The organism is Pseudomonas sp. PDM15, assembly GCF_014851565.1.
Taxonomy (GTDB): domain Bacteria; phylum Pseudomonadota; class Gammaproteobacteria; order Pseudomonadales; family Pseudomonadaceae; genus Aquipseudomonas.
This window is the reverse complement of sequence record NZ_JACVAA010000006.1, coordinates 32,761-52,836: the sequence shown is the minus strand read 5'-3', so window position 1 is coordinate 52,836 and position 20,076 is coordinate 32,761. Positions and strand designations below refer to the sequence as shown.

Sequence of the window (20,076 nt, the reverse complement as noted above, 5' to 3'; positions counted from 1 at the left end):
CCGGGGCTCCAGTCCCGGGCGCCAACTGGCCAGCCCCGGACGACTGTGATGCAATGCCTGTCCCCCAGCGTCCCGCCCGCCCTCGCCGTGAAGCCACATCTGCTCCGCCAACTGCTGCTGACCCTGCTGGGCATCGCCCTGGTACTCGGCTGCGGCTACGCCGGCTACCGGCTCAGCGAGGCGATCGGCATCCGCGACCTGGCCGCTAGCGGCGAACGCCAGCTGGAGCTCAACGCCCGCGCGGTGGAGAGCGAGATCGGCAAGTACACCTACCTGCCCAGCCTGCTGGAGCTGGAAAGTGGCGTCAGCCGCCTGCTGCTGACCCCCGGCAGCTACCGCCGGCAGCGTCTCAACGATCACCTCGAAGGTCTCAACCAGCGCGCCGGCAGCCTCGCCGTGTACGTGCTCGACCTCGATGGCCGGGTGGTCGCCACCAGCAACTGGAACCAGCCGAGCAGCTTCCTCGGCGAGGACCTGTCGTTCCGCGACTACTACAAGCAGGCAGTCCGTGGTGAGCCGGGGCGCTTCTATGGCGTCGGCAGCACCACCGGCGAGCCCGGCTACTACCTGGCCCACGGCCTGCGCGCCAACGGCCGGGTGATCGGCGTGGCGGTAGTCAAGGTGCGCCTCGACGCCCTGGAAAAGCGCTGGGCCGACGCCCGCGTGGAGGCCTACGTCAGCGACGAGAACGGCATCATCATCCTTTCCAGCAACCCGGCGCGCCGGCTCAAAGCCGTGCGGCCGCTGGACGATGCCCGCCGCGAGCGCCTGGCGCGCAGCCTGCAGTACCACTGGGCGACCCTGCAGGAACTGCAACCGCTGGCCAGCCGCGAGCTCGGCGACGGCCTGCAGGAAATCCGCCTGGACGGCCCCGCTGGCCAGCCCCTGGACTACCTGCAGCAGACCCGCGCGCTGAACGATACCGCCTGGCACCTGACCCTGCTCACACCGCTGGCCGAACAGCGCCGCACCGCTGCCAGCCACGGCCTGCTGGCCGGCGTGGTCTGCGCCCTGCTGATCTTCGGCGGCCTGGCACTGAACCAGCGGCGCAAGGTGATCGCCACCCGCCTGGCCGCCCGCGAGGCGCTGCAGCGGGCCAACAGCGAGCTGGAGCGCAAGATCGCCGAACGCACCCTCGACCTCTCCGCCAGCAACCTGCTGCTGCAGGCCGAGGTGCGCGAGCGCCAGCAGACCGAGGCCAACCTGCGCCAGGCCCAGGACGGCCTGGTCCAGGCCGGCAAGCTGGCGGTGATCGGGCAGATGTCCACCAGCATCGCCCACGAGCTGAACCAGCCGCTGGCGGCGCTGCGCACCCTGTCGGCGAATGCCGCGCGCTTCCTCGAGCGCGGCGCGCTGGACGTGGCCGGCAGCAACCTGCAGGCCATCGGCGAGCTGGTCGACCGCATGGGCCGCATCACCGGCAGCCTGCGCGCCTTCGCCCGGCGCGGCGGCGACCACGGCCAGGCCAGCCTGGAGCAGGCGGTGGAGGCGGCGCTGTTCCTCCTGCACAGCCGCGTCGAGCAGGAGCGTCCGGCTCTGCACCGCGAGTTCGCCGAGGCGCGCCTGGCTATCGACCAGACCCGCCTGGAACAGATCCTGGTCAACCTGCTGAGCAACGCGCTGGACGCCCTGCGCGAACAGCCGCGCCGCGAGCTGTGGCTGAACGGCGCACAGCACGGCGCCAGCTACCGCCTGGAGGTGCGCGACAGCGGTGCCGGCATCCCGCCGGACGTGCGCGTGCATCTGTTTGAGCCGTTCTTCACCACCAAGCCGGGCGAGAAGGGCCTGGGCCTCGGCCTGACCTTGTCCGCCAGCCTGGCCGCGGCCGCCGGCGGTAGCCTGGTGGTCCGTCACCCGGAGGAAGGCGGCAGCGCCTTTATCCTCGATCTGCCCCTGCAGGAGCCCCGCGATGACTGAAGCGCTGACCGTACTGATCGTCGAAGACGACCCCCACGTGTTGCTCGGCTGCCAGCAGGCCCTGCAGCTGGAAGATATCGCCAGCGAGGGCGTCGGCAGCGCCGAGGAGGCGCTGGCGCGCATCGATGGCGACTTCGCCGGCATAGTGGTCAGCGATATCCGCCTGCCGGGCATCGACGGCCTGCAGCTGCTGGCCGAGCTCAAGCGCCGCGACCCGAGCCTGCCGGTGGTGCTGATCACCGGCCACGGCGATATCGGCATGGCGGTGGGCGCCATGCGCGACGGCGCCTACGACTTCATCGAGAAACCCTTTTCCCCCGAGCGCCTGGTCGACGTTGTGCGTCGCGCCCTCGAGCAGCGCGGCCTGGCCCGCGAGGTCAGCGCCCTGCGCCGCCAGCTGGCCGGACGCCAGGCCCTGGAGCAGCGCATCATCGGCCGCTCGCCGGCCATGCAGCAGCTGCGCGAGCTGATCGCCAACGTCGCCGATACCGGCGCCAACGTGCTGATCGAGGGCGAAACCGGCACCGGCAAGGAACTGGTCGCCCGCTGCCTGCACGACTTCAGCCGGCGCCAGGGCAAGGAGTTCGTCGCGCTGAACTGCGGCGGCCTGCCGGAGAGCCTGTTCGAAAGCGAAATCTTCGGTCACGAGGCCAACGCCTTCACCGGCGCCGGCAAGCGCCGCATCGGCAAGATCGAGCACGCCGACGGCGGCTCGCTGTTCCTCGACGAGATCGAGAGCATGCCGCTGGCCCTGCAGATCAAGCTGCTGCGCGTGCTGCAGGAACACAGCCTGGAGCGCCTCGGTTCGAACCAGCCGATCAGCGTGGACTGCCGGGTGATCGCCGCGACCAAGGCCGACCTGGCCGAGCTGGGCCAGCGCGGTGAATTCCGCAGCGACCTGTACTACCGGCTCAACGTGGTGACCCTGGAGTTGCCACCGCTGCGCGATCGGCGCGAGGACATCCTGCTGCTGTTCGAGCACTTCCTGCAGCTCGCCGCCCTGCGCTTCGACCGTGCCCTGCCGGAGTTGGACCGGCGCACCGCCGCCACCCTGCAGGCCCATGACTGGCCGGGCAACGTGCGCGAGCTGCGCAACGTGGCGGAACGCTTCGCCCTCGGCCTGCCGGTGTTCAAGAAGAGCGACGCCGCCCCGGACGGCAGCGGCCCCGGCTTCGCAGAGGCGGTGGAAGCCTTCGAGCGCAACCTGCTCGGCGCCGCCCTGGAACGCCACGCCGGCAACCTCAGCCAGGCCGCCCTCGACCTGGGCATGGCCAAGACCACCCTGTTCGACAAGGTGAAGAAGTACGGGCTGTGAAGCAGAGACCGGCGCTGGCGCGCCTGCCATGGCATGCCACACTGCAGACTGACCCCACGCCCGAGCACCACCATGACCCCAAGGCTATTGCGCCGAGCTCTCTGCCTGATCTTCAGCACAGCGCTCTCGACGGGGTTGTCGGCAGCCGCGGATGCACTGCCTGACAAGGTCTACAGCCTGGCCTTCTACCAGGCGGGGCTACTGTACTCGCAGGGAAAGGGACTCGACCGCGATGTGATCGATGAGCTGATGAAACGCGGCGGCTACCGCTTCGACACCTTCGAGCAGCCGAGGGCGCGGATCTGGAAAGAGCTGCAGGAGGGCACCCTGTCCATGACGGTGTCCGCCATACGCGTCGCGGAGCGCGACAGCTTCGCCTACTTCATCCCGTACCACGCGCAGAAAAACATGGCGCTGACCACACGCGCCGATCTGCGGAGCCCGGCGGATCTGCTGGCCGACCCGCGCGCACGCATCGCCGTGGTACGCAGCTTTCGCCACGGACCGACCTACGACGAGCTGATCGCGCAACTGGCCGGGCAGGGTCGGGTCATCAAGGTGCCGAGCATCCACAACCTGTTTCTCATGCTGGGCGCCGGCAACCGCGTCGACACCGTGTTTTCCCTGCCGCTGTTCTACCGCAAGGAGCTGGCCGAGCTGGGGCTGGATGATCGCGTGAGGATCATGGACTGGTCGCCCCAGACCGCGCCCATTCCCCATCACCTGGCTCTGAGCAAGGCGCACTTCTCCTATCAGGACTACCAGCGCATGGCCGCGCTCATGCAGGGCATGCGCGACGATGGCACCTTGCGCAGGCTGTTGTCCGCGTACCTGTCGGGGGACGAGCTGGAAAGCGCGCTGCAGTTCTGACCGCTAGCGGCCCGCCTCGCTACCCATCCCGGCTTCCAGCTTGCGCCACAGCAGACGCACCGTCGCCTTGCGCGACAGCACGCAGCGGTACAGGCGGATCTCCAGCGGCACCTGCCACTGTTCGCCACCGCACACCGCCAACTCGCCGCGGGCCAGCTCGGCCGTCACCGACAGGCGCGGCACCCAGGCCACGCCGAGACCCTGCAGGGCCATGGTCTTGAGGCTGTCGGCCATGGCCGTCTCGTACACCGTGGTCGAGCGCAACGCGCGCAGGCGCAGCAGATGGTTCACCGAGCGGCCGAGGAAGGCACCGGCGCTGTAGGCCAGCAGGGGCACGCTGTGGCCGGCGTCCAGACCGAACAGCGGCGCGCCGTCTTCACCCACTGCGCACACCGGCAGCATCGAGGTGGTGCCCAGGTGCAGCGAGGGGAAGATGTCCGGCGCTAGCTGCATGGCCGCATCCGGGTCGTAGTAGGCAAGGATCAGGTCGCAGCTGCCCTCGCGCAGCGAATGCACCGCCTCGCCGACGTTGGTCGCCACCAGGCGGGTGGACAGCGGCAGGCCCTCGCGGCGCAGGCGGCCGATCCACTCCGGGAAGAAGCCCAGGGTCAGCGAGTGGGCGGCAGCGATCTGCAGCACCTCCCCCTGCTGGCCCTCGACATGGTGCAGGTGGCGCACCACCTCGCCGAGCTGCTCGACCATGCTGCGCGCCGTGACCAGGAACAGCTGGCCGGACTCGGTCAACTCCACCGGCGTGCGCGATCGGTTGACCAGGGTCAGACCCAGTGCGCCTTCGAGGCTGCGGATGCGCCGACTGAAGGCCGGCTGGGTGACGAAGCGCTTCTCGGCCGCCTGGGAAAAGCTGCGGGTGGCGGCCAGGGCGACGAAGTCCTCCAGCCATTTGGTTTCCAGATTCATCGCTGATTGGCCGCCAATATTCGTTTGAAATTATGCACGCGCGACATTCAACCCGAGTCACGGCGACATTATGCCGTTTATGCATACCATAGCTACTAACAGCATTGGCCGACAAACGGCAGAAAGCCTAGATTATTGGGCACCGCGGCGCCAAGCCGTATTTCCCAGAGATAGAAGACATCATGTCCGCTGCTGCATCCACCCGTATCGAAAAAGACCTGCTCGGCAAGCTCGAAGTCCCCTCCGAGGCCTACTACGGCATCCAGACCCTGCGTGCCGTGCAGAATTTTCGACTGTCCGGTGTACCGCTGTCGCACTACCCGAAACTGGTGATCGCCCTGGCCATGGTCAAGCAGGCCGCCGCCGACGCCAACCGCGAGCTGGGCCACCTGTCCGCCGCCAAGCACACCGCCATCAGCACCGCCTGTGCGCGCATCATCCAGGGCGAGTTCCACGAGCAGTTCGTGGTCGACATGATCCAGGGCGGCGCCGGCACCTCGACCAACATGAACGCGAACGAAGTCATCGCCAACATCGCGCTCGAAGCCATGGGCTTTGAGAAGGGCCAGTACGAACACCTGCACCCGAACAACGACGTGAACATGGCGCAGTCGACCAACGACGCCTACCCGACCGCCATCCGCGTCGGCCTACTGCTCGGCCACGACAGCCTGCTCAACGCTCTCGACAAGCTGATCCAGTCGCTGGCCGCCAAGGGCCTGGAGTTCAGCCACGTGCTGAAGATGGGTCGTACCCAGCTGCAGGATGCCGTGCCGATGACCCTCGGCCAGGAATTCCGCGCCTTCGCCACCACCCTCGGCGAAGACCTGCAGCACCTGAAGATGCTTGCCCCGGCCCTGCTCACCGAAGTGAACCTGGGCGGCACCGCGATCGGCACCGGCATCAACGCCGACCCGAAATACCAGAAGCTCGCCGTCGAGCGCCTGGCCATCGTCAGCGGCCACCCGGTGGTGCCGGCGGCCGACCTGATCGAGGCCACCTCGGACATGGGCGCCTTCGTGCTGTTCTCCGGCATGCTCAAGCGCACCGCGGTCAAGCTGTCGAAGATCTGCAACGACCTGCGCCTGCTCTCCAGCGGGCCGCGCACCGGCATCAACGAGATCAACCTGCCGGCGCGCCAGCCGGGCAGCTCGATCATGCCGGGCAAGGTCAACCCGGTGATCCCGGAAGCGGTCAACCAGGTGGCCTTCGAAGTGATCGGCAACGACCTGGCCCTGACCATGGCGGCCGAAGGCGGCCAGCTGCAGCTGAACGTGATGGAGCCGCTGATCGCCTACAAGATCCTCGACTCGATCCGCCTGCTGACCCGCTCCATGGATATGCTGCGCGAGCTGTGCATCGACGGCATCAGCGCCAACGAGCAGCGCTGCCGCGAGCTGATGGAGAACTCCATCGGTCTGGTCACCGCGCTGAACCCCTACATCGGCTACGAGAACGCCACGCGCATCGCCAAGGTGGCGCTGGAAAGCGGCCGCGGCGTGCTGGAGCTTGTGCGCGAGGAGAAGCTGCTGGACGACGCCACCCTCGCCGACATCCTGCGTCCGGAAAACATGATCGCCCCGCGCCTGGTGCCGCTGCAGGGCTGATCCGCTTCATCGACCGAGGGGCAGCCCCACGCCCCTTGCCCTCCAGGGATGGCTTCGGCCATCCCTTTTTTATTCCGGCGCGGATGCCTCCGTCACACACAACGTAGGGTGGATGACGCCCTTTTCATCCACCATCGGGACCGCCCCGGTGGATGGGTGAAGCGTCATCCACCCTACGTCTTCGGATCGCCGCCGTAGCCCGGATGCAATCCGGGAGTGGACTCGCCGGCCTTCCCGGACTGCACCGGGCTACAGATTCCATGCCCGCCGCAGGACCACCAGCGCCTCGGCGATCTGCGCCTCGGGCACGGCGGCGAAACCCAGCACCAGCCCGGCGCGGGCATCCTCCGGCTCAAGGCTGTGTGGCAGCCAGTAGTCGCTGAGCCCGTTCATCTCCACCCCGGCGGCGCGGGCGGCGGCCAGCAGTTCGCGCTCGCGGGCCAGGCTGGCGACCCGCACGCACAGGTGCAGGCCGGCCTCCACCTTCGGCAGCGCCGCGCAGCCGGGAATCGCCGCGGGCCAGTCGCGCAGCAGCGCCTCCAGACGCGCCCGCGCGGCCTGGCGCATGCGTCGTACATGGCGCTGGAAATGCCCAGCGGCGATGAACTCGGCCATCACCGCCTGGGTACCGATCTCCGAGTGACGCATGTCCACCGCGCGACGGCGGGCGAACGCCTCGGTCAGCGCCGGCGGCAACACCAGGTAGCCCAGGCGCAGGGCCGGGAAGGCGATCTTGCAGAAGGTGCCGACGTACAGCACGCGGCCCTGCCGATCCAGCGCCGCCAGCGGGGCCAAGGGCGTGCCGCTGTAGCGGTACTCGCCATCGTAGTCGTCCTCGATGATCCAGCCGTCGCGCCGTTCGGCCCACTCCAGCAGCTCCAGACGCCGCGCCAGCGACAGGGTGACGCCGGTGGGGTACTGGTGCGAGGGCGTGACATACACCAGCCGGCAATCCTCGATGGCGGCCAGGGCGGCGGTGTCCAGGCCGTCGCCATCCACAGGCACGCCGCACAGCTCGGCACCGGCCACGGCGAAGGCATGGCCGGCGGCGCGGTAGCCGGGGTTCTCGATCGCCACACGCTCACCGGGCTGCACCAGCAACTGGGCGCACAGGCTGATGGCCTGCTGGGCACCACAGGTGATGACGATCTGCGCCGGGTCGCAGTTCAGCCCGCGGCTGCTGCGCAGGTAGGCGGCCACCAGCTCGCGCAGGGTCGCATCGCCGGCCGGGTCGCCATAGCCCAGGCGCGCCGCCGAGGGTTTGCGCCAGAAGCGCGCCTGCAGGCGCGCCCATACCTCGAAGGGGAACAGGTCGAAAGCCGGCACACCGATGCGAAAGGCCTTGGGCGCGCCACTCAGCGGTGGCGGCAGATGGTGCTGCTGCAGGCGTTGCAGTGCCGCGCTGGGTGCCGGGCCGCTGGCCAGCGGCTGCGCGGCCGGGCGCTCGCTGGCCAGGTCAGTCACATAGGTGCCGTCACCCACACGCCCTTCCACATAACCCTCGGCATACAGCTGGTCGAAGGCACGGGTCACGGTATTGCGCGAGATGCTCAGCAACGCCGCCAGGTCGCGACTGGCCGGCAGGCGGGTATTACCAGCCAGGCGGCCATCGAGAATGCGCTCGCGCAGGGCCTGGTACAGCTGGCGTGCCAGGCCCTGGCCGGGATCGAGGCGAATGCCGGAGAGATCGACCGGTAGCGGCGGTGTGGCGGGCATAGATTGGCTCCATCGAACTGGCGGTAAATGGATCTTACAACGGACCAATATCCTGCCTAGCATGGGGCCATTCCGCCAGGAGAACCGCCATGTACCTGCCCTCCGCCTTCCGCCAGGACGAGCTCGCCGAACTGCACGCGCAGATGCGCGCCAACCCCTTCGCCCTCCTGACCAGTGCCGGAGCGGAAGGCGTACAGGCCAGCCATCTGCCGCTTTTGCTTGCGCCCGACGAAGGCGAGTTCGGCACCCTCTACGGCCACTTCGCCCGGGCCAACCCGCACTGGCGCGAGCTGCAGGGCGGGGCCGAGGCGCTGGCCGTGTTCTCCGGCCCGGACGCCTACATCAGCCCCAGCTGGTACGCGGCCAAGGTCGAACACGGCAAGGTGGTGCCGACCTGGAACTACATCGCCGTGCACGCCCGTGGCCCGGTCGAGCTGATCGAGGACCCCGAGCGCCTGTTGCAGATCGTCAGCCGCCTCAGCGACCAGCACGAGAGTGGACGCGCCCGGCCCTGGGCGGTCAACGATGCGCCACGTGAGTACATCGACACCATGCTGCGTGCCATCGTCGGCTTCGCCCTGCCGATCCGCCGCCTGGACGGCAAATGGAAGCTCGGGCAGAACCGCTCGACGGTGGACCAGGCCGGCGTGCGCGACGGCCTCGACGCCTCATCCAACCCACGCGACCGCGAACTGGCGGCGCGCATGACCTGAGCCCCACTAGTTTTCCCTCTCCCCGCTGGGGAGAGGGTTAGGGAGAGGGGAAGGCCCCACCCGCATTCGCATACCAAGGAGGAACCATGCTCGATATCCGCCCCATCACCGCCGCCGATCACGCCGCCTGGCTACCGCTCTGGCAGGGTTACCAGCGCTTCTACAACGCGCAGATTGCCGAGGAAACCAGCGCCCTGACCTGGCAACGCTTCCTCGACCCCGCCGAGCCGATGCACGCCGCCCTGGCCTGGCGCGATGGCGAGGCCGTGGGCCTGGTGCACTACATCTATCACCGCAGCTGCTGGACCACGGGCGACTACTGCTATCTGCAGGACCTGTATGTCGCGGAAAACATTCGCGGCGGCGGCATCGGCCGTGCGCTGATCGAACACGTCTATGCCGAGGCCGCGGCCGCCGGCGCCAGTCGTGTGCACTGGCTGACCCAGGAGACCAACTACCAGGGGCGCATGCTCTACGACCGCATCGCCGACCGCTCCGGCTTTATCCAGTACCGGAAGCTGCTGGGATGAGCGCCGACCTGAGCCAGTGGCAGCCACGACCCTTTCCGCCACATGAAATTCTGCAGGGCCGCTTTATCCGCCTGGAGCCGCTGGATGCCACGCGCCATGGCGACGATCTCTGGCAGGAACTGCAGGGCCCGGACCCGGCGCTGTGGGACTACCTACCCTACGGCCCCTTCACCGAGCGCGCTGCCTTCGACGCATGGCTGGCCGGCAATGCCGATAGCCGCGATCCGCAGTTCTATGCGGTGGTCGAGCAATCCAGTTCACGCACCTTGGGCCTGCTCGCCTATCTGCGCATCACGCCCAAGGATGGCTGCATCGAGCTCGGCCATGTCGCCTTCGGCAGAGCCATGCAACGTACACCGGGGGCCACCGAGGCGGTGTTCCTGCTGGCCCGGCATGCCTTCGACGAGCTTGGCTACCGCCGCTTCGAGTGGAAGTGCAACTCGAGGAACGCCCGTTCTCGGCGCGCCGCCGAACGCTTCGGTTTCCACTACGAGGGACTGTTCCGCCAGCATATGGTGGTCAAGGGGCAGAACCGCGACACCGCCTGGTATGCGCTGATCGACAGCGAATGGCCGCAATGCTGTGAGGCCTTCCAGCGCTGGCTGGCGGCGGACAATTTCGATGCCGCGGGTCGGCAGATACGCCGGCTGGAGGAGCTGCGTGGCTGAGGGTTCAAATGCCTTTAGATGAATCGCGGAGCAGCGGCCTCCACATGGCATAAGTGACACCTGCTGCAATTAACGACCATAGAACTGCAATGCCGTAAAAAACAATATCGTTTTCTTGGCCGGGCATTTTGCAGTTCCCTGGGTTTTTGGTACTGCAACGCAGCTGTACAGTCTGACCCTTTTGTGGGAGCTCAGAAGCCACAGTGGCGCGTTCAACCCTGAGGGCTCGACCATCAGGTAACTGGAAGACGGGGAAATAACGTGGCCTGCCACTACCTGACTGAGATGGGCCGCTATCTACAAAAACCGCATCTATTGGCACTGCATCGCCAAAAACGAAGTCAGCATCGTTTTGCCAGAAGGCAGTCGCAATCATCGCCACTCCAAGAAGGAAAGGGGTGGGAAGGAAATAGCGGACAAAAGGACGAATCACCCTGACCTCATGGATAGTTGCGAGAGAAGGCGGACGCTACGGTTAGGCAACCAGGACTGTCCAGCAGAACACAGCGAAGCAGTCAAAGACAGACTCTGTAGCGCATTGCCGACACGCTCGATCACTCCTTGATGGGCGGTTGCCGCCCTGGCATCCATACGACCTTGCCGCTGCGCTTTGATTCGCCGCCCTACTCGATTTCGAACAACCCGTTCTTCAGCGGCGCCACGTCCAGGCGCTGGCGCACGTCGTCGTCGATCCGTGGGTCGTCCGGGCGGTACAGGCGCACCTGGCGGTAGGCGCTGATGCGGTTGATCTCCGTACCCAGGTATTCCCACACCACGCGGGTGCAGGCCGGATTGCGCCGGTCGCCGCTGGAGACACCGGTCTTCAGGCCGTTGAGGCGGGTGATGCGGCTCTTGTAGCTGGGGATGAGGATGGTCTGGCTCATCTCGTTCATGGTGAGCGACTCGTAGTCCATCAGGAACAGCCGGTCCTGCAGCTGGAAGGCGGCGCCCAGGTAGCGGCAGCGCACCCAGTCCTCGGCCTGCACGTCGGCGCTGGCCGAACGCTCCTGGCGCTCCTGGCGCTCGAACAGGAAGTCGCCGTCCTCTTCCCACAGGTGCACCAGCGACAGCAGCACGTAGCCGGGGACCGACATGCAGTTGGAGTACTCGAAGTAGTAGCCACAGTAGCGGCGCAGGTCACCGGTCTGCTCGCGCAGCGGGCTGAGCAACTCCAGCAGCGCATCGCTGCGCTTGCTCGATGCCTGGCCCGGGTTGCGCGCACCGATGAGCCGGGAGAACTGTTCCGGCGGCAGCAGCAGCTCGTAGTCCTCGACGCCGAAGAAGTCGCAGATGCGCTTGAGGTTGTAGGGCGTCGGGCGGCTCTGGCCGTTGAGGTACTTGTTGAACTGGGCGCGATTGATCGCCAGCTTGCGGCAAACCTCGGCGATCGAACGGTAATGGCTGCACAGCAGCTTGAGGTTGTCGCCGAGCGCTTCCGACATGGGGCATTTCCTGATGATGCGAGCGACGCGATTCTAGCATCAACTCGCGCCAACTCGCCGCCACCCGCGAAATTGCCCGCGCCCAGTCACAGGCAGACCATGCGCCCCCACGGCTCTCGCTGTGCCGCACATTTCGCTCGAATAACAAGAATCGAGGTCCTCGCCATGCGGGAAATGCTCAACGATTTCCTGTCCGGAAAACTGCTGATCGTGCTGATCGTCGGTTTGGGCAGCTACTTCACCATCCGCTCGCGTTTCGTCCAGTTCCGCCACTTCGGCCACATGTTCAGCGTGTTCAAGGACTCCATCCGCGGCAGCGCCGGCCAGCTGAGTTCCTTCCAGGCCCTGATGCTGAGCCTCGCCGGCCGCGTCGGTGCCGGTAACATCGCCGGTGTCGGCGTCGCCGTGACCCTCGGCGGCCCGGGCGCGGTGTTCTGGATGTGGGTGACCGCGCTGGTCGGCATGTCCAGCAGCTTCTTCGAGTGCACCCTGGCCCAGGCCTACAAGCGCGCCGACGGCGATGGCCTGTACCGCGGCGGCCCGGCCTACTACATCCAGCACGGCCTGAAGCTGCGCTGGATGGCGATGACCTTCGCCGTCCTGCTGCTGGTCACCTACGGCTTCGCCTTCAACGGCCTGCAGTCCTTCACCGTGACCCACTCGCTGCAGAACGCCTTCGGCTTCCCGGTCGCTTACACCGGCATCGGCCTGGCCGTGCTGCTCGGCCTGGTGTTCCTCGGCGGGATCAAGCGCATCGCCGCCGTCTCCGACCTGCTGGTACCGGTCAAGACCCTGGCCTATATCGCCGTGACCCTGTACGTGATCGCCAGCCAGATCGAGCTGGTGCCGGACATGCTGGTGACCATCGTGAAGAGCGCCTTCGGCCTCGAACCGGCCTTCGCCGGCCTGCTCGGCAGCGCCATCGTGATGGGCGTGAAGCGCGGCGTGTTCGCCAACGAAGCCGGTCTGGGCAGCGCGCCGAACGTCGCCGCCGTGGCTGCGGTGAAGCACCCGGTCGCCCAGGGCGTGGTCCAGGCGTTCAGCGTGTTCCTCGACACCTTCGTCATCTGCACCTGCACTGCCCTGCTGATCCTGCTGTCCGGCTTCTACACCCCGGGCTTCGAGGGCGACGGCATCATCCTCACGCAGAACTCGCTGGCCGCCGTGGTCGGTGACTGGGGCCGGATCTTCGTCAGCGTGGCGCTGAGCCTGTTCGTGTTCACCTGCATCCTCTACAACTACTACCTCGGCGAGAACGCCCTGCAGTTCCTCGTCGGCCGCGGCCGCGGCCCGCTGATGATCTACCGCGGCCTGGTGCTGGGCCTGATCTTCTGGGGCTCGATGCAGAACCTGGGTACCGTGTTCGCCTTCGCCGACATCACCATGACCCTGCTGGCACTGGTCAACCTGGCCGCCCTGGCCATGCTGATCAAGGTCGGCCTGCGCCTGATGCGCGACTACGACCGCCAGCGCGCCGCCGGCATCGAGACCCCGGTGTTCGATCCGAAGGAGTTCGGCGACCTGGACCTCGACCCCGTCGCCTGGCCGGCCAACCCGCAGCCCGCCGCCTCCGGCGAGCACGTGGCGATGGCCCACAGCCTGCACCAGCGCTGAGTCATCCGCTGAAATAAAAAGGGGGCACACAGCCCCCTTTTTCTTGGTCCTACCTCTGCCCGTTCGCCGTTACACTCGGGCGAAAACACGCGCCCGCCACCTGATCGGATCGACCGCATGAACCCTTCGCAGAACCTGCTGGTGCTCTACACCGGCGGCACCATCGGCATGCAGATGAGCGAAGCCGGGCTGGCCCCGGCTTCCGGCTTCGAGGATCGCCTCAAGGCCGAACAGGCCCTGCACCCGGAACGCCCGGCGCCGGCCTGGCGCTTCCGCGAACTGAGTCCGCCGATCGACAGCGCCAATATGCGCCAGGCCAACTGGCTGGCCATGCGCGACGCCATCGTCCAGGCCGTGGATGAGGAAGGCTGCGACGCCGTGCTGCTGCTGCATGGCACCGACACCCTGGCCTACAGCGCTGCGGCACTCAGCTTTCTGCTGCTGGGCATCGAGGTGCCGGTGCTGCTGACCGGCTCCATGCTGCCGGTGGGCAGCCCGGGCAGCGACGCCTGGCCCAACCTGTTCGGCGCCCTGGCGGCGCTGAGCGAGGGTTGCCTGCCCGGCGTGCACCTGTTCTTCGACGGCCAGCTGCTGCATGGCGCCCGCGCCAGCAAGCTGAAGAGCGAGGCCTTCGATGCCTTCGCCAACATGCATCGCCCACGCCACGCGGCGCGTCTCGACGAGCTGCCCGCAGCGCTGCATTACCGTCAGCCGCGCGGCCCGGTGACTCTGGCCGTGCAGCCGCTGTTCCCCGGCCTGAGCGCCGCCCAGCTGCGCGCCGTGCTGGCCGATGACGTGCAAGGCGTGCTGCTCGAATGCTACGGCAGCGGCACCGGGCCGTCGGACGACGCCGAGTTCCTCACCGTGCTGCGTGAAGCGCACGAGCGCGGCGTGGTACTGGCCGCCATCAGCCAGTGCCCGCAGGGCCACGTCGACTTCGAGGTGTACGCCGCCGGCAGCGCCTTGGCCGAGGCCGGCCTGGTCAGCGGCACCGGCATGACCCGCGAGGCCGCCCTGGCCAAGCTGTTCAGCCTGCTCGGCGCCGGCCTGCCCCAGGCCGAGGTGGAGCGCCTGTTCGTCTTCGACCTGTGCGGCGAGTGCGCCGACTGAGGGAGCGCGGGGCCTTCAAAATTCCGTAATACGTTCTGGGCATAGTCGCTGGCTTTATTATTCCAACGACTGGTGACCCAGCATGAATCCGCTCCTGCGCCCTCTCCCCCTGGTCCTGGCCCTGCAGGCCGCCATCGCCGGCCCGGCCTTCGCCGCCGGCTTCACCGTCACCACCGGCAGCACGGTAAACAGCGGCCAGAGCCTTACCGGCGCCGGCGTGGTGCAGCAGGGCGGTACGCTGAGCACCAGCGGCAGCACGGTCGCAGTCAGCGTCGGCAGCGGCGCCTCGACCCTGACCAACGCCGGCACCATCCAGCAGACCGGCAGCGGCCGCACCATCGACGCCAACAGCGGCACCCCGCTGCTGACCATCAGCAACCAAAAAGGCGCGCTGATCGATGCCGCCGGCGCCGTAGCCATCCGCCTCAACCGCGCCGCAGGCCAGTACATCATCGACAACCAGGGCAGCATCACCCAGAGCGGCGTGTCGGTGAACGGCGAGCGGGCGATCAAGGCCGACGCCGACTACAGCAGCACCGGCAACCAGATCATCAACGGCGCCGCCGACAACCGCGACGCGCTGATCAGCTCCAGTGGCAACGACGCGATCCGCCTGGGTAGCAACTTCACCCTGACCAACTACGGGCGCATTGTCTCCACCGGCACGGTCAACACCAGCTGCCCGGACTACCTGACCTGCACCAACGACTATTCCGCCGCCGACGGCGTGGCCATCGAGAACGGACGCGGCAATGTGGCCATCCTCAACCACGGCAGCATCGAAGGCCCGCGTCACGCCATCGATGGCGGCGACCCGCTGGCTGCCGATGCCGACAGCGACCTGTTCGGCCTGGAGCGCCTGATCATCACCAGCGCCGACGGCAACGGCGTGACCTTCGCCAAGGTGATCGACGGCGTCACCACCACCGGTGTGAGCATCGCCAACCCGGTGGTGATCAACTACGCAGACGGCAGCCTGATCGGCCACAACGGCTCCGGCGTCGGCCTCGACGGCCACGGCGTGGTGTTCAACCACGGCCTGATCAGCGGCCGCTATGCCGGTGCCGGCAACGTCTTCGACCACGAGGGCTTGGGCCAGACCACCAGCAACGGTGACGGCGACGGTGTCGACATCGACGGCATGGCCTACGTCGAAAACCACGGTCGCATCGAGGGCCTCGGCGCCGGCGGCCTGGACTCCGGCGGCAACCCCAATGGCGCCGACGGCATCGCCGCCGGTGGCGGCACCATCATCAACGTCGCCGGCGCGAACATCTTCGGCCAGTCCAAAGGCATCCTGATCGACGACGGCGCCAGCGGCAGCGCCTCGGCCAGCGGCCGCGGCACCAGCAGCGCCAATGGCGGCGCTGCGCGCATCGACAACGCCGGCAGCATCATCGGTGCCGAGGACGCCGCCATCGGCCTGGTCGGGGACTACGCCGACCTGCTGATCAACCGCAACGGCGGGGTGATCCGCGGCGGCGCCGACGCCACCCGCGTCGACCAGCTCGGCAGCACCACCGCCGCTGCAGCCGTGCAGATGGGTGCGGGCGCCGACGTTCTCAGGAACGCCGGTCTGATCGAGGGCCAGAACGGCCTGGCGGTCGACCTCGGCGACGGCGACGATCAGCTGTTCGTGCTCGGCGGCAGCCAGTTCATCGGCAGCGTCAACGGCGGCGCCGGCAACGACCTGGTGCTGCTGGACACGGCCGCCGGCGGCAGTCTGGCCGACACCCTCGGCTTCGAGCAGCTGCAGGTGGCCCAGGGCAGCTGGACCCTCGACAGCAACGACTTCAGCGATGGCGTCGATGTGCTCGGCGGCAGCCTGCGCAACCTCGGGCGCATCCAGGGTGACGTGCAGGTGGCCAGCGGTGCCGGCTTCGGCGGCGGGCGGGTCGAGGGCGACCTGAGCCTGGCCAGTGGCGCCAAGCTGATCCTCGACGTGGCCGCCGACGGCAGCCACTCGCCCACCTCAGTCGGCGGCAGTGCCAGCATCGCGGGCGCCAGCCTGAGCATCGTCGGCGGCGCCGGCGACTATCCGCGCATCGGCCAGTACCAGGTGCTGCAGGCCGATGGCGGCATCAGCGGCCAGTTCGCCTCGATCAGCAGCAACCTGGCCTTCCTCACCGCCGAGCTGAGTTATGACGCCGACAGCGTCGAGTTGCAGCTGCTGCGCAACGACCTGGCCTTCGCCGACCTGGCCAGCAGCGGCAATGGTCGCAACGTGGCCGACGCCATCCAGGGCAGCGGCGACGGCGCGCTCTACCAGACCCTGCTCGGCAGCGACGCCGAGCAGGCGCAGCGCGGCCTGGAACAGCTGGCCGGCAGCAGCAACGCCAGCATCGCCAGCGCCACCCTGGCCGGCGGTGCCCAGGTCGGCGCCAGCATGCTCTCGGCCATGCAGCAGATGGGCGGCAGCGGCAACCTGCAGGCCGCACTGTTGCGCGAAGACGGCCCGCAACTGGCTGCCAGCGGCGTGCCGCGCGACGCCCGCAACCTGAACGACCCGAACGCCGCCGGCCGTCTGTGGCTGCAGGGCCTCGGCAGCCACGGCAAGCTGGATGCCGACAGCGGCGACATTCGCCAGGACAGCACCGGCGCCGTGCTCGGCGCCGACTGGGCCCTGGGCAGCGCCTGGCGCCTGGGCGTGCTCGGCGGCTACGGCCGCACCGACGTGGACGCCGACCACGGCGCCGGCAACGATATCGACAGCCTGCACCTAGGCCTGTACGCCCAGCACCAGAGCGGCCCGCTGGCCCTGCGCCTGGGCGCTGCCTACAGCCAACACGACAACAGCGCCGAGCGTCGTGTCGACTTCAGCGGCTTCCGCGACCATCTGCGCGCCGACTACGACGCCAACAGCCAGCAGGCCTTCGCCGAACTGGGCTATCCGCTGGCCCAGGGCCGCCTGCTCGCCGAACCCTTCGCCGCCATCGGCTACCAGCGCTACAGCCACGAGAGCTACGACGAGAAAGGTGGCGCCGCCGCCCTGCGCGTGGAAGAAGAAGACCAGGACAACGTCAGCAGCACCCTGGGTGTGCGCGTCGCCCACCTCGGCAGTCTGGACAACGGCATGAGTCTGACCCCACGCGCCAGCCTGGGCTGGCGCCACACCTTCGGTGAGCTGGAGAGCAGCGCGCGGCAATCCTTCCTCACCGGCGGCAACGCCTTCAACGTCGAGGGCGCGGCGCTGGACCGCAACAGCCTGCTGGTCGAGGCCGGCGTCGACCTCGGCCTGAGCGCCGCACAGAGCCTGGGCCTCGGTTACAGCGGCGAGCTGGGCAGCGATGCACAGAACCACGCGCTGATCGCCCAGTGGCAGGCGCGTTTCTAAGAGCCAAGCCAGCGATGTAGCCCGGACTTCAGTCCGGGAGCTGGCAGGGTTGTCCCGGACTGAAGTCAGGGCTACCGGCTCCCCCCTCTCCCCCGGGAGAGGGCCGGGGGTGAGGGTCTTCAGGCCAGCTCGCACTCCACAGAGAAGCAGCCAACCGACTCAACCCAACGGCGAGAATACCGACCAGCCGATGCGCTCGCTGAGCAGCTCCAGCGCCGCCATGCCGGCCAGCGAGTTGCCGGCGGCGTTCAGCTCGGGCGACCACACGCAGATACTGAAACGCCCCGGCACCACCGCGACGATGCCGCCACCGACGCCACTCTTGCCCGGCAGGCCGACGCGGTAGGCGAAGTTGCCGGCCTCGTCGTACAGGCCGCTGGTGGCCATGATCGCGTTGATCTGCTGGGTCTGCCGCGGCGTGAGGATCTGCTCGCCGCTGCGCGGGCACACGCCCTGGTTGGCCAGGAAGCCGAACGCGCGGGCCAGGTCGACGCAGCTCATGGCCAGCGCACAGTGGTGGAAGTAGCTGCGCAGCACCGTCTCGACCTCGTTGTGGAAATTGCCGAAGGCCTGCATCAGGTAGGCCGCGGCGGCGTTGCGCGCGCGGTGCTGGTATTCCGACTCGGCGACCTTGGCGTCCGACACCAGCAACGGGTTGCCGGACAGGCGCCGGGCCAGGTCGCGCATCGACAACGCCGGGGCGGCGAAGCGCGACTGGTTGATATCGCAGATCACCAGGGCGCCGGCGTTGATGAAGGGGTTGCGCGGGCGACCGCGTTCGAACTCCAGCTGCACCAGCGAGTTGAACGGTTGACCAGACGGCTCGTGACCGAGGCGCTGCCAGATGTCCTCGCCGGAATGCTGGATGGCCTGCACCAGGCTGAACACCTTGGAGATGCTCTGGATCGAGAACGGCTCGGCAGCGTCGCCGGCGGTATGCAGGCTGCCATCCACGCCCAGCACCGCTATACCCAGACGGTCGGCCGGCACCTCGGCCAGCGCCGGGATGTAGTCGGCCACCTTGCCGCGGCCCAGCAGCGGGCGCACCTGGTCCAATATCTCGTTCAACAGCGCCTGCATGTTCGGCCTCTTGCGTGTACGGGTGCCGAAATAGACGCCTGGCGGCTCCGCTCCATCACAGCCGCAGCTGGCCGTTTCCAGCTCTTGTGGCCGCTGCGGCTCGGCAACTTGGCCGGAATTATCCCTTTGTTGGCCGCCGTTATCGTTCTCCCGGCTCACCGGGGCGGCCAACAATTCGCCCAGCCCATCGCGGAGAACAACAAGATGCTGACCTACTACAGCGACGACCACCGCCTGCACCACGCCCAAGGCGAGATGGTCGGCGGCGAATTCAAACCCTGCTTCGAGATGCCGGCGCGCGCCGACCACGTGCTGGCCCGAGTGCGCGAGCGCAATCTCGGCGAGGTGCTGGCACCGCGCGAGTTCGGCATGGCGCCGATCACCCGCATCCACACCGGCGACTATCTGGACTTCCTGCAGAAGGCCTGGGCCGGCTGGGCCGCCCAGGGCAACACCGCCGACTTCCTGCCCGGCGTTTTCCCGGCCCGGCATCTGCGTGCCAAGCGGCCCAACGACCTCTACGGCCAGTACGGCTTCCACAGCTTCGACTGCTTCGCGCCGATCACCGCCGGCACCTGGCAGGCCGTGTACAGCTCGGCGCAGATCGCCCTGAGCGGCCAGGCCGAGATTGCCGCAGGCGCCCACAGCGCCTTCGCCCTGTGCCGTCCGCCGGGTCACCACGCCAGTGCCGACGTGATGGGCGGCTACTGCTACCTGAACAACGTGGCCATCGCCGCCCAGGCCTTCCTCGACCAGGGCGCGGCGCGGGTGGCCATCCTCGATGTCGACTACCACCACGGCAACGGCACCCAGTCGATCTTCTACGACCGCGACGACGTGTTCGTCGCCAACATCCACGGCAGCCCCAGCTTCGAGTACCCGCACTTCCTCGGCTATGCCGACGAGACCGGCGCCGGCCGCGGCGAGGGCTACAACCTCAACCTGCCGCTGGCCGCCGGCAGCGCCTGGGATGCCTGGGGCGCCGCCCTGGAAACCGCCTGCCAGCGCATCGCCGCCTACGGCCCGGACGTGCTGCTGGTGTCCCTCGGCGTCGATACCTACCAGAACGACCCGATCTCCAGTTTCAAGCTGGACAGCCCGGACTACCTGCGCATGGGCGAACGCATCGCCGCGCTGGGCAGGCCGACGCTGTTCGTCATGGAAGGCGGCTATGCCGTCGCCGAAATCGGCATCAATGCCGTCAACGTGCTCGAAGGTTTCCAGGGCGCCTGAAGCGCCCTG

The 20,076-nt window shown here is 67.9% G+C and carries 16 protein-coding genes; 11 read left to right on the top strand and 5 right to left on the bottom strand.

Annotation, left to right across the window (positions count from 1 at the left end; all coding sequences use genetic code 11):
* The first annotated feature begins 48 nt into the window (after window positions 1-48).
* The 3 genes from IB232_RS16875 (at window position 49) to IB232_RS16865 (ending at window position 4,102) form a co-directional block, all read left to right on the top strand.
* Window positions 49-1,917 carry a sensor histidine kinase gene (locus tag IB232_RS16875; protein ID WP_192399766.1) on the top strand — a complete coding sequence of 623 codons (1,869 nt, stop codon included), beginning with the start codon at window positions 49-51 and terminating at the stop codon, window positions 1,915-1,917.
* Entirely contained in the window at window positions 1,910-3,232 is a 1,323-nt protein-coding gene (locus IB232_RS16870; RefSeq protein ID WP_192399765.1) for a sigma-54-dependent transcriptional regulator, read from the top strand. The genes IB232_RS16875 and IB232_RS16870 overlap by 8 nt, the downstream gene beginning before the upstream one ends.
* A gap of 72 nt (window positions 3,233-3,304) precedes the next feature.
* Window positions 3,305-4,102 carry a substrate-binding periplasmic protein gene (locus IB232_RS16865; protein ID WP_192399764.1) on the top strand — a complete coding sequence of 266 codons (798 nt, stop codon included), beginning with the start codon at window positions 3,305-3,307 and terminating at the stop codon, window positions 4,100-4,102.
* Between the two features lie 3 nt (window positions 4,103-4,105).
* Here IB232_RS16865 and IB232_RS16860 read toward each other — a convergent pair whose 3' ends face one another.
* Complete coding sequence (locus IB232_RS16860) at window positions 4,106-5,020, bottom strand: LysR substrate-binding domain-containing protein (RefSeq protein WP_192399763.1); 915 nt, start codon at window positions 5,018-5,020, stop codon at window positions 4,106-4,108.
* A 182-nt stretch (window positions 5,021-5,202) separates the two neighbouring features.
* Between IB232_RS16860 and IB232_RS16855 the strand changes: the two genes are divergently transcribed.
* The gene (locus IB232_RS16855) at window positions 5,203-6,627 is read left to right on the top strand and encodes an aspartate ammonia-lyase (RefSeq protein ID WP_192399762.1); all 1,425 of its coding nucleotides are present in this window, start codon (window positions 5,203-5,205) and stop codon (window positions 6,625-6,627) included.
* A 249-nt stretch (window positions 6,628-6,876) separates the two neighbouring features.
* On the opposite strand, the gene IB232_RS16850 is transcribed toward IB232_RS16855, so the two are convergent.
* Window positions 6,877-8,343, bottom strand: a complete 1,467-nt coding sequence (locus IB232_RS16850; protein ID WP_192399761.1) for a PLP-dependent aminotransferase family protein — start codon at window positions 8,341-8,343, stop codon at window positions 6,877-6,879.
* Window positions 8,344-8,432: 89 nt separating this feature from the next.
* Here IB232_RS16850 and IB232_RS16845 point away from each other — a divergent pair, with 89 nt between their 5' ends.
* The 3 genes from IB232_RS16845 (at window position 8,433) to IB232_RS16835 (ending at window position 10,254) form a co-directional block, all read left to right on the top strand.
* Entirely contained in the window at window positions 8,433-9,056 is a 624-nt protein-coding gene (locus tag IB232_RS16845) for an FMN-binding negative transcriptional regulator (RefSeq protein WP_192399760.1), read from the top strand.
* Window positions 9,057-9,142: 86 nt separating this feature from the next.
* Window positions 9,143-9,586 carry a GNAT family N-acetyltransferase gene (locus IB232_RS16840; RefSeq protein ID WP_192399759.1) on the top strand — a complete coding sequence of 148 codons (444 nt, stop codon included), beginning with the start codon at window positions 9,143-9,145 and terminating at the stop codon, window positions 9,584-9,586.
* On the top strand, window positions 9,583-10,254 hold the full coding sequence (locus IB232_RS16835; protein WP_192399758.1) for a GNAT family N-acetyltransferase: 672 nt from the start codon (window positions 9,583-9,585) through the stop codon (window positions 10,252-10,254). Before IB232_RS16840 ends, IB232_RS16835 begins: the two co-directional genes overlap by 4 nt.
* 4 nt (window positions 10,255-10,258) lie before the next feature.
* Here IB232_RS16835 and IB232_RS16830 read toward each other — a convergent pair whose 3' ends face one another.
* Together IB232_RS16830 and IB232_RS16825 are read right to left on the bottom strand one after the other, a co-directional pair.
* Window positions 10,259-10,687 (bottom strand): hypothetical protein, encoded by a 429-nt coding sequence (locus IB232_RS16830; RefSeq protein ID WP_192399757.1) that lies wholly within the window; start codon window positions 10,685-10,687, stop codon window positions 10,259-10,261.
* A gap of 190 nt (window positions 10,688-10,877) precedes the next feature.
* A complete protein-coding gene (locus IB232_RS16825; RefSeq protein WP_192399756.1) occupies window positions 10,878-11,696 on the bottom strand; it encodes a helix-turn-helix domain-containing protein in 819 nt (272 codons plus the stop codon).
* A 165-nt stretch (window positions 11,697-11,861) separates the two neighbouring features.
* Between IB232_RS16825 and IB232_RS16820 the strand changes: the two genes are divergently transcribed.
* From IB232_RS16820 to IB232_RS16810, 3 genes are all read left to right on the top strand, one after another.
* Complete coding sequence (locus IB232_RS16820) at window positions 11,862-13,310, top strand: alanine/glycine:cation symporter family protein (RefSeq protein WP_192399755.1); 1,449 nt, start codon at window positions 11,862-11,864, stop codon at window positions 13,308-13,310.
* Window positions 13,311-13,427: 117 nt separating this feature from the next.
* Window positions 13,428-14,420 carry an asparaginase gene (locus IB232_RS16815; RefSeq protein ID WP_192399754.1) on the top strand — a complete coding sequence of 331 codons (993 nt, stop codon included), beginning with the start codon at window positions 13,428-13,430 and terminating at the stop codon, window positions 14,418-14,420.
* 82 nt (window positions 14,421-14,502) lie between these two features.
* On the top strand, window positions 14,503-17,754 hold the full coding sequence (locus IB232_RS16810) for an autotransporter domain-containing protein (RefSeq protein WP_192399753.1): 3,252 nt from the start codon (window positions 14,503-14,505) through the stop codon (window positions 17,752-17,754).
* A 159-nt stretch (window positions 17,755-17,913) separates the two neighbouring features.
* Here IB232_RS16810 and glsB read toward each other — a convergent pair whose 3' ends face one another.
* Window positions 17,914-18,834 carry a glutaminase B gene (gene glsB / locus IB232_RS16805; protein WP_192399752.1) on the bottom strand — a complete coding sequence of 307 codons (921 nt, stop codon included), beginning with the start codon at window positions 18,832-18,834 and terminating at the stop codon, window positions 17,914-17,916.
* Between the two features lie 204 nt (window positions 18,835-19,038).
* Between glsB and IB232_RS16800 the strand changes: the two genes are divergently transcribed.
* Window positions 19,039-20,067: a histone deacetylase family protein gene (locus tag IB232_RS16800; protein ID WP_192399751.1), complete on the top strand. Its 1,029-nt coding sequence runs from the start codon at window positions 19,039-19,041 to the stop codon at window positions 20,065-20,067.
* The last annotated feature ends 9 nt before the right edge of the window (window positions 20,068-20,076 follow it).

Bases quoted from the DNA above. Each gene is read 5' to 3' on its own strand.
- IB232_RS16875 (WP_192399766.1), top strand. From the start codon at position 49: ATGCAATGCCTGTCCCCCAGCGTCCCGCCCGCCCTCGCCGTGAAGCCA.
- IB232_RS16870 (WP_192399765.1), top strand. From the start codon at position 1,910: ATGACTGAAGCGCTGACCGTACTGATCGTCGAAGACGACCCCCACGTG.
- IB232_RS16865 (WP_192399764.1), top strand. From the start codon at position 3,305: ATGACCCCAAGGCTATTGCGCCGAGCTCTCTGCCTGATCTTCAGCACA.
- IB232_RS16860 (WP_192399763.1), bottom strand. From the start codon at position 5,020: ATGAATCTGGAAACCAAATGGCTGGAGGACTTCGTCGCCCTGGCCGCC.
- IB232_RS16855 (WP_192399762.1), top strand. From the start codon at position 5,203: ATGTCCGCTGCTGCATCCACCCGTATCGAAAAAGACCTGCTCGGCAAG.
- IB232_RS16850 (WP_192399761.1), bottom strand. From the start codon at position 8,343: ATGCCCGCCACACCGCCGCTACCGGTCGATCTCTCCGGCATTCGCCTC.
- IB232_RS16845 (WP_192399760.1), top strand. From the start codon at position 8,433: ATGTACCTGCCCTCCGCCTTCCGCCAGGACGAGCTCGCCGAACTGCAC.
- IB232_RS16840 (WP_192399759.1), top strand. From the start codon at position 9,143: ATGCTCGATATCCGCCCCATCACCGCCGCCGATCACGCCGCCTGGCTA.
- IB232_RS16835 (WP_192399758.1), top strand. From the start codon at position 9,583: ATGAGCGCCGACCTGAGCCAGTGGCAGCCACGACCCTTTCCGCCACAT.
- IB232_RS16825 (WP_192399756.1), bottom strand. From the start codon at position 11,696: ATGTCGGAAGCGCTCGGCGACAACCTCAAGCTGCTGTGCAGCCATTAC.
- IB232_RS16820 (WP_192399755.1), top strand. From the start codon at position 11,862: ATGCGGGAAATGCTCAACGATTTCCTGTCCGGAAAACTGCTGATCGTG.
- IB232_RS16815 (WP_192399754.1), top strand. From the start codon at position 13,428: ATGAACCCTTCGCAGAACCTGCTGGTGCTCTACACCGGCGGCACCATC.
- IB232_RS16810 (WP_192399753.1), top strand. From the start codon at position 14,503: ATGAATCCGCTCCTGCGCCCTCTCCCCCTGGTCCTGGCCCTGCAGGCC.
- glsB (WP_192399752.1), bottom strand. From the start codon at position 18,834: ATGCAGGCGCTGTTGAACGAGATATTGGACCAGGTGCGCCCGCTGCTG.
- IB232_RS16800 (WP_192399751.1), top strand. From the start codon at position 19,039: ATGCTGACCTACTACAGCGACGACCACCGCCTGCACCACGCCCAAGGC.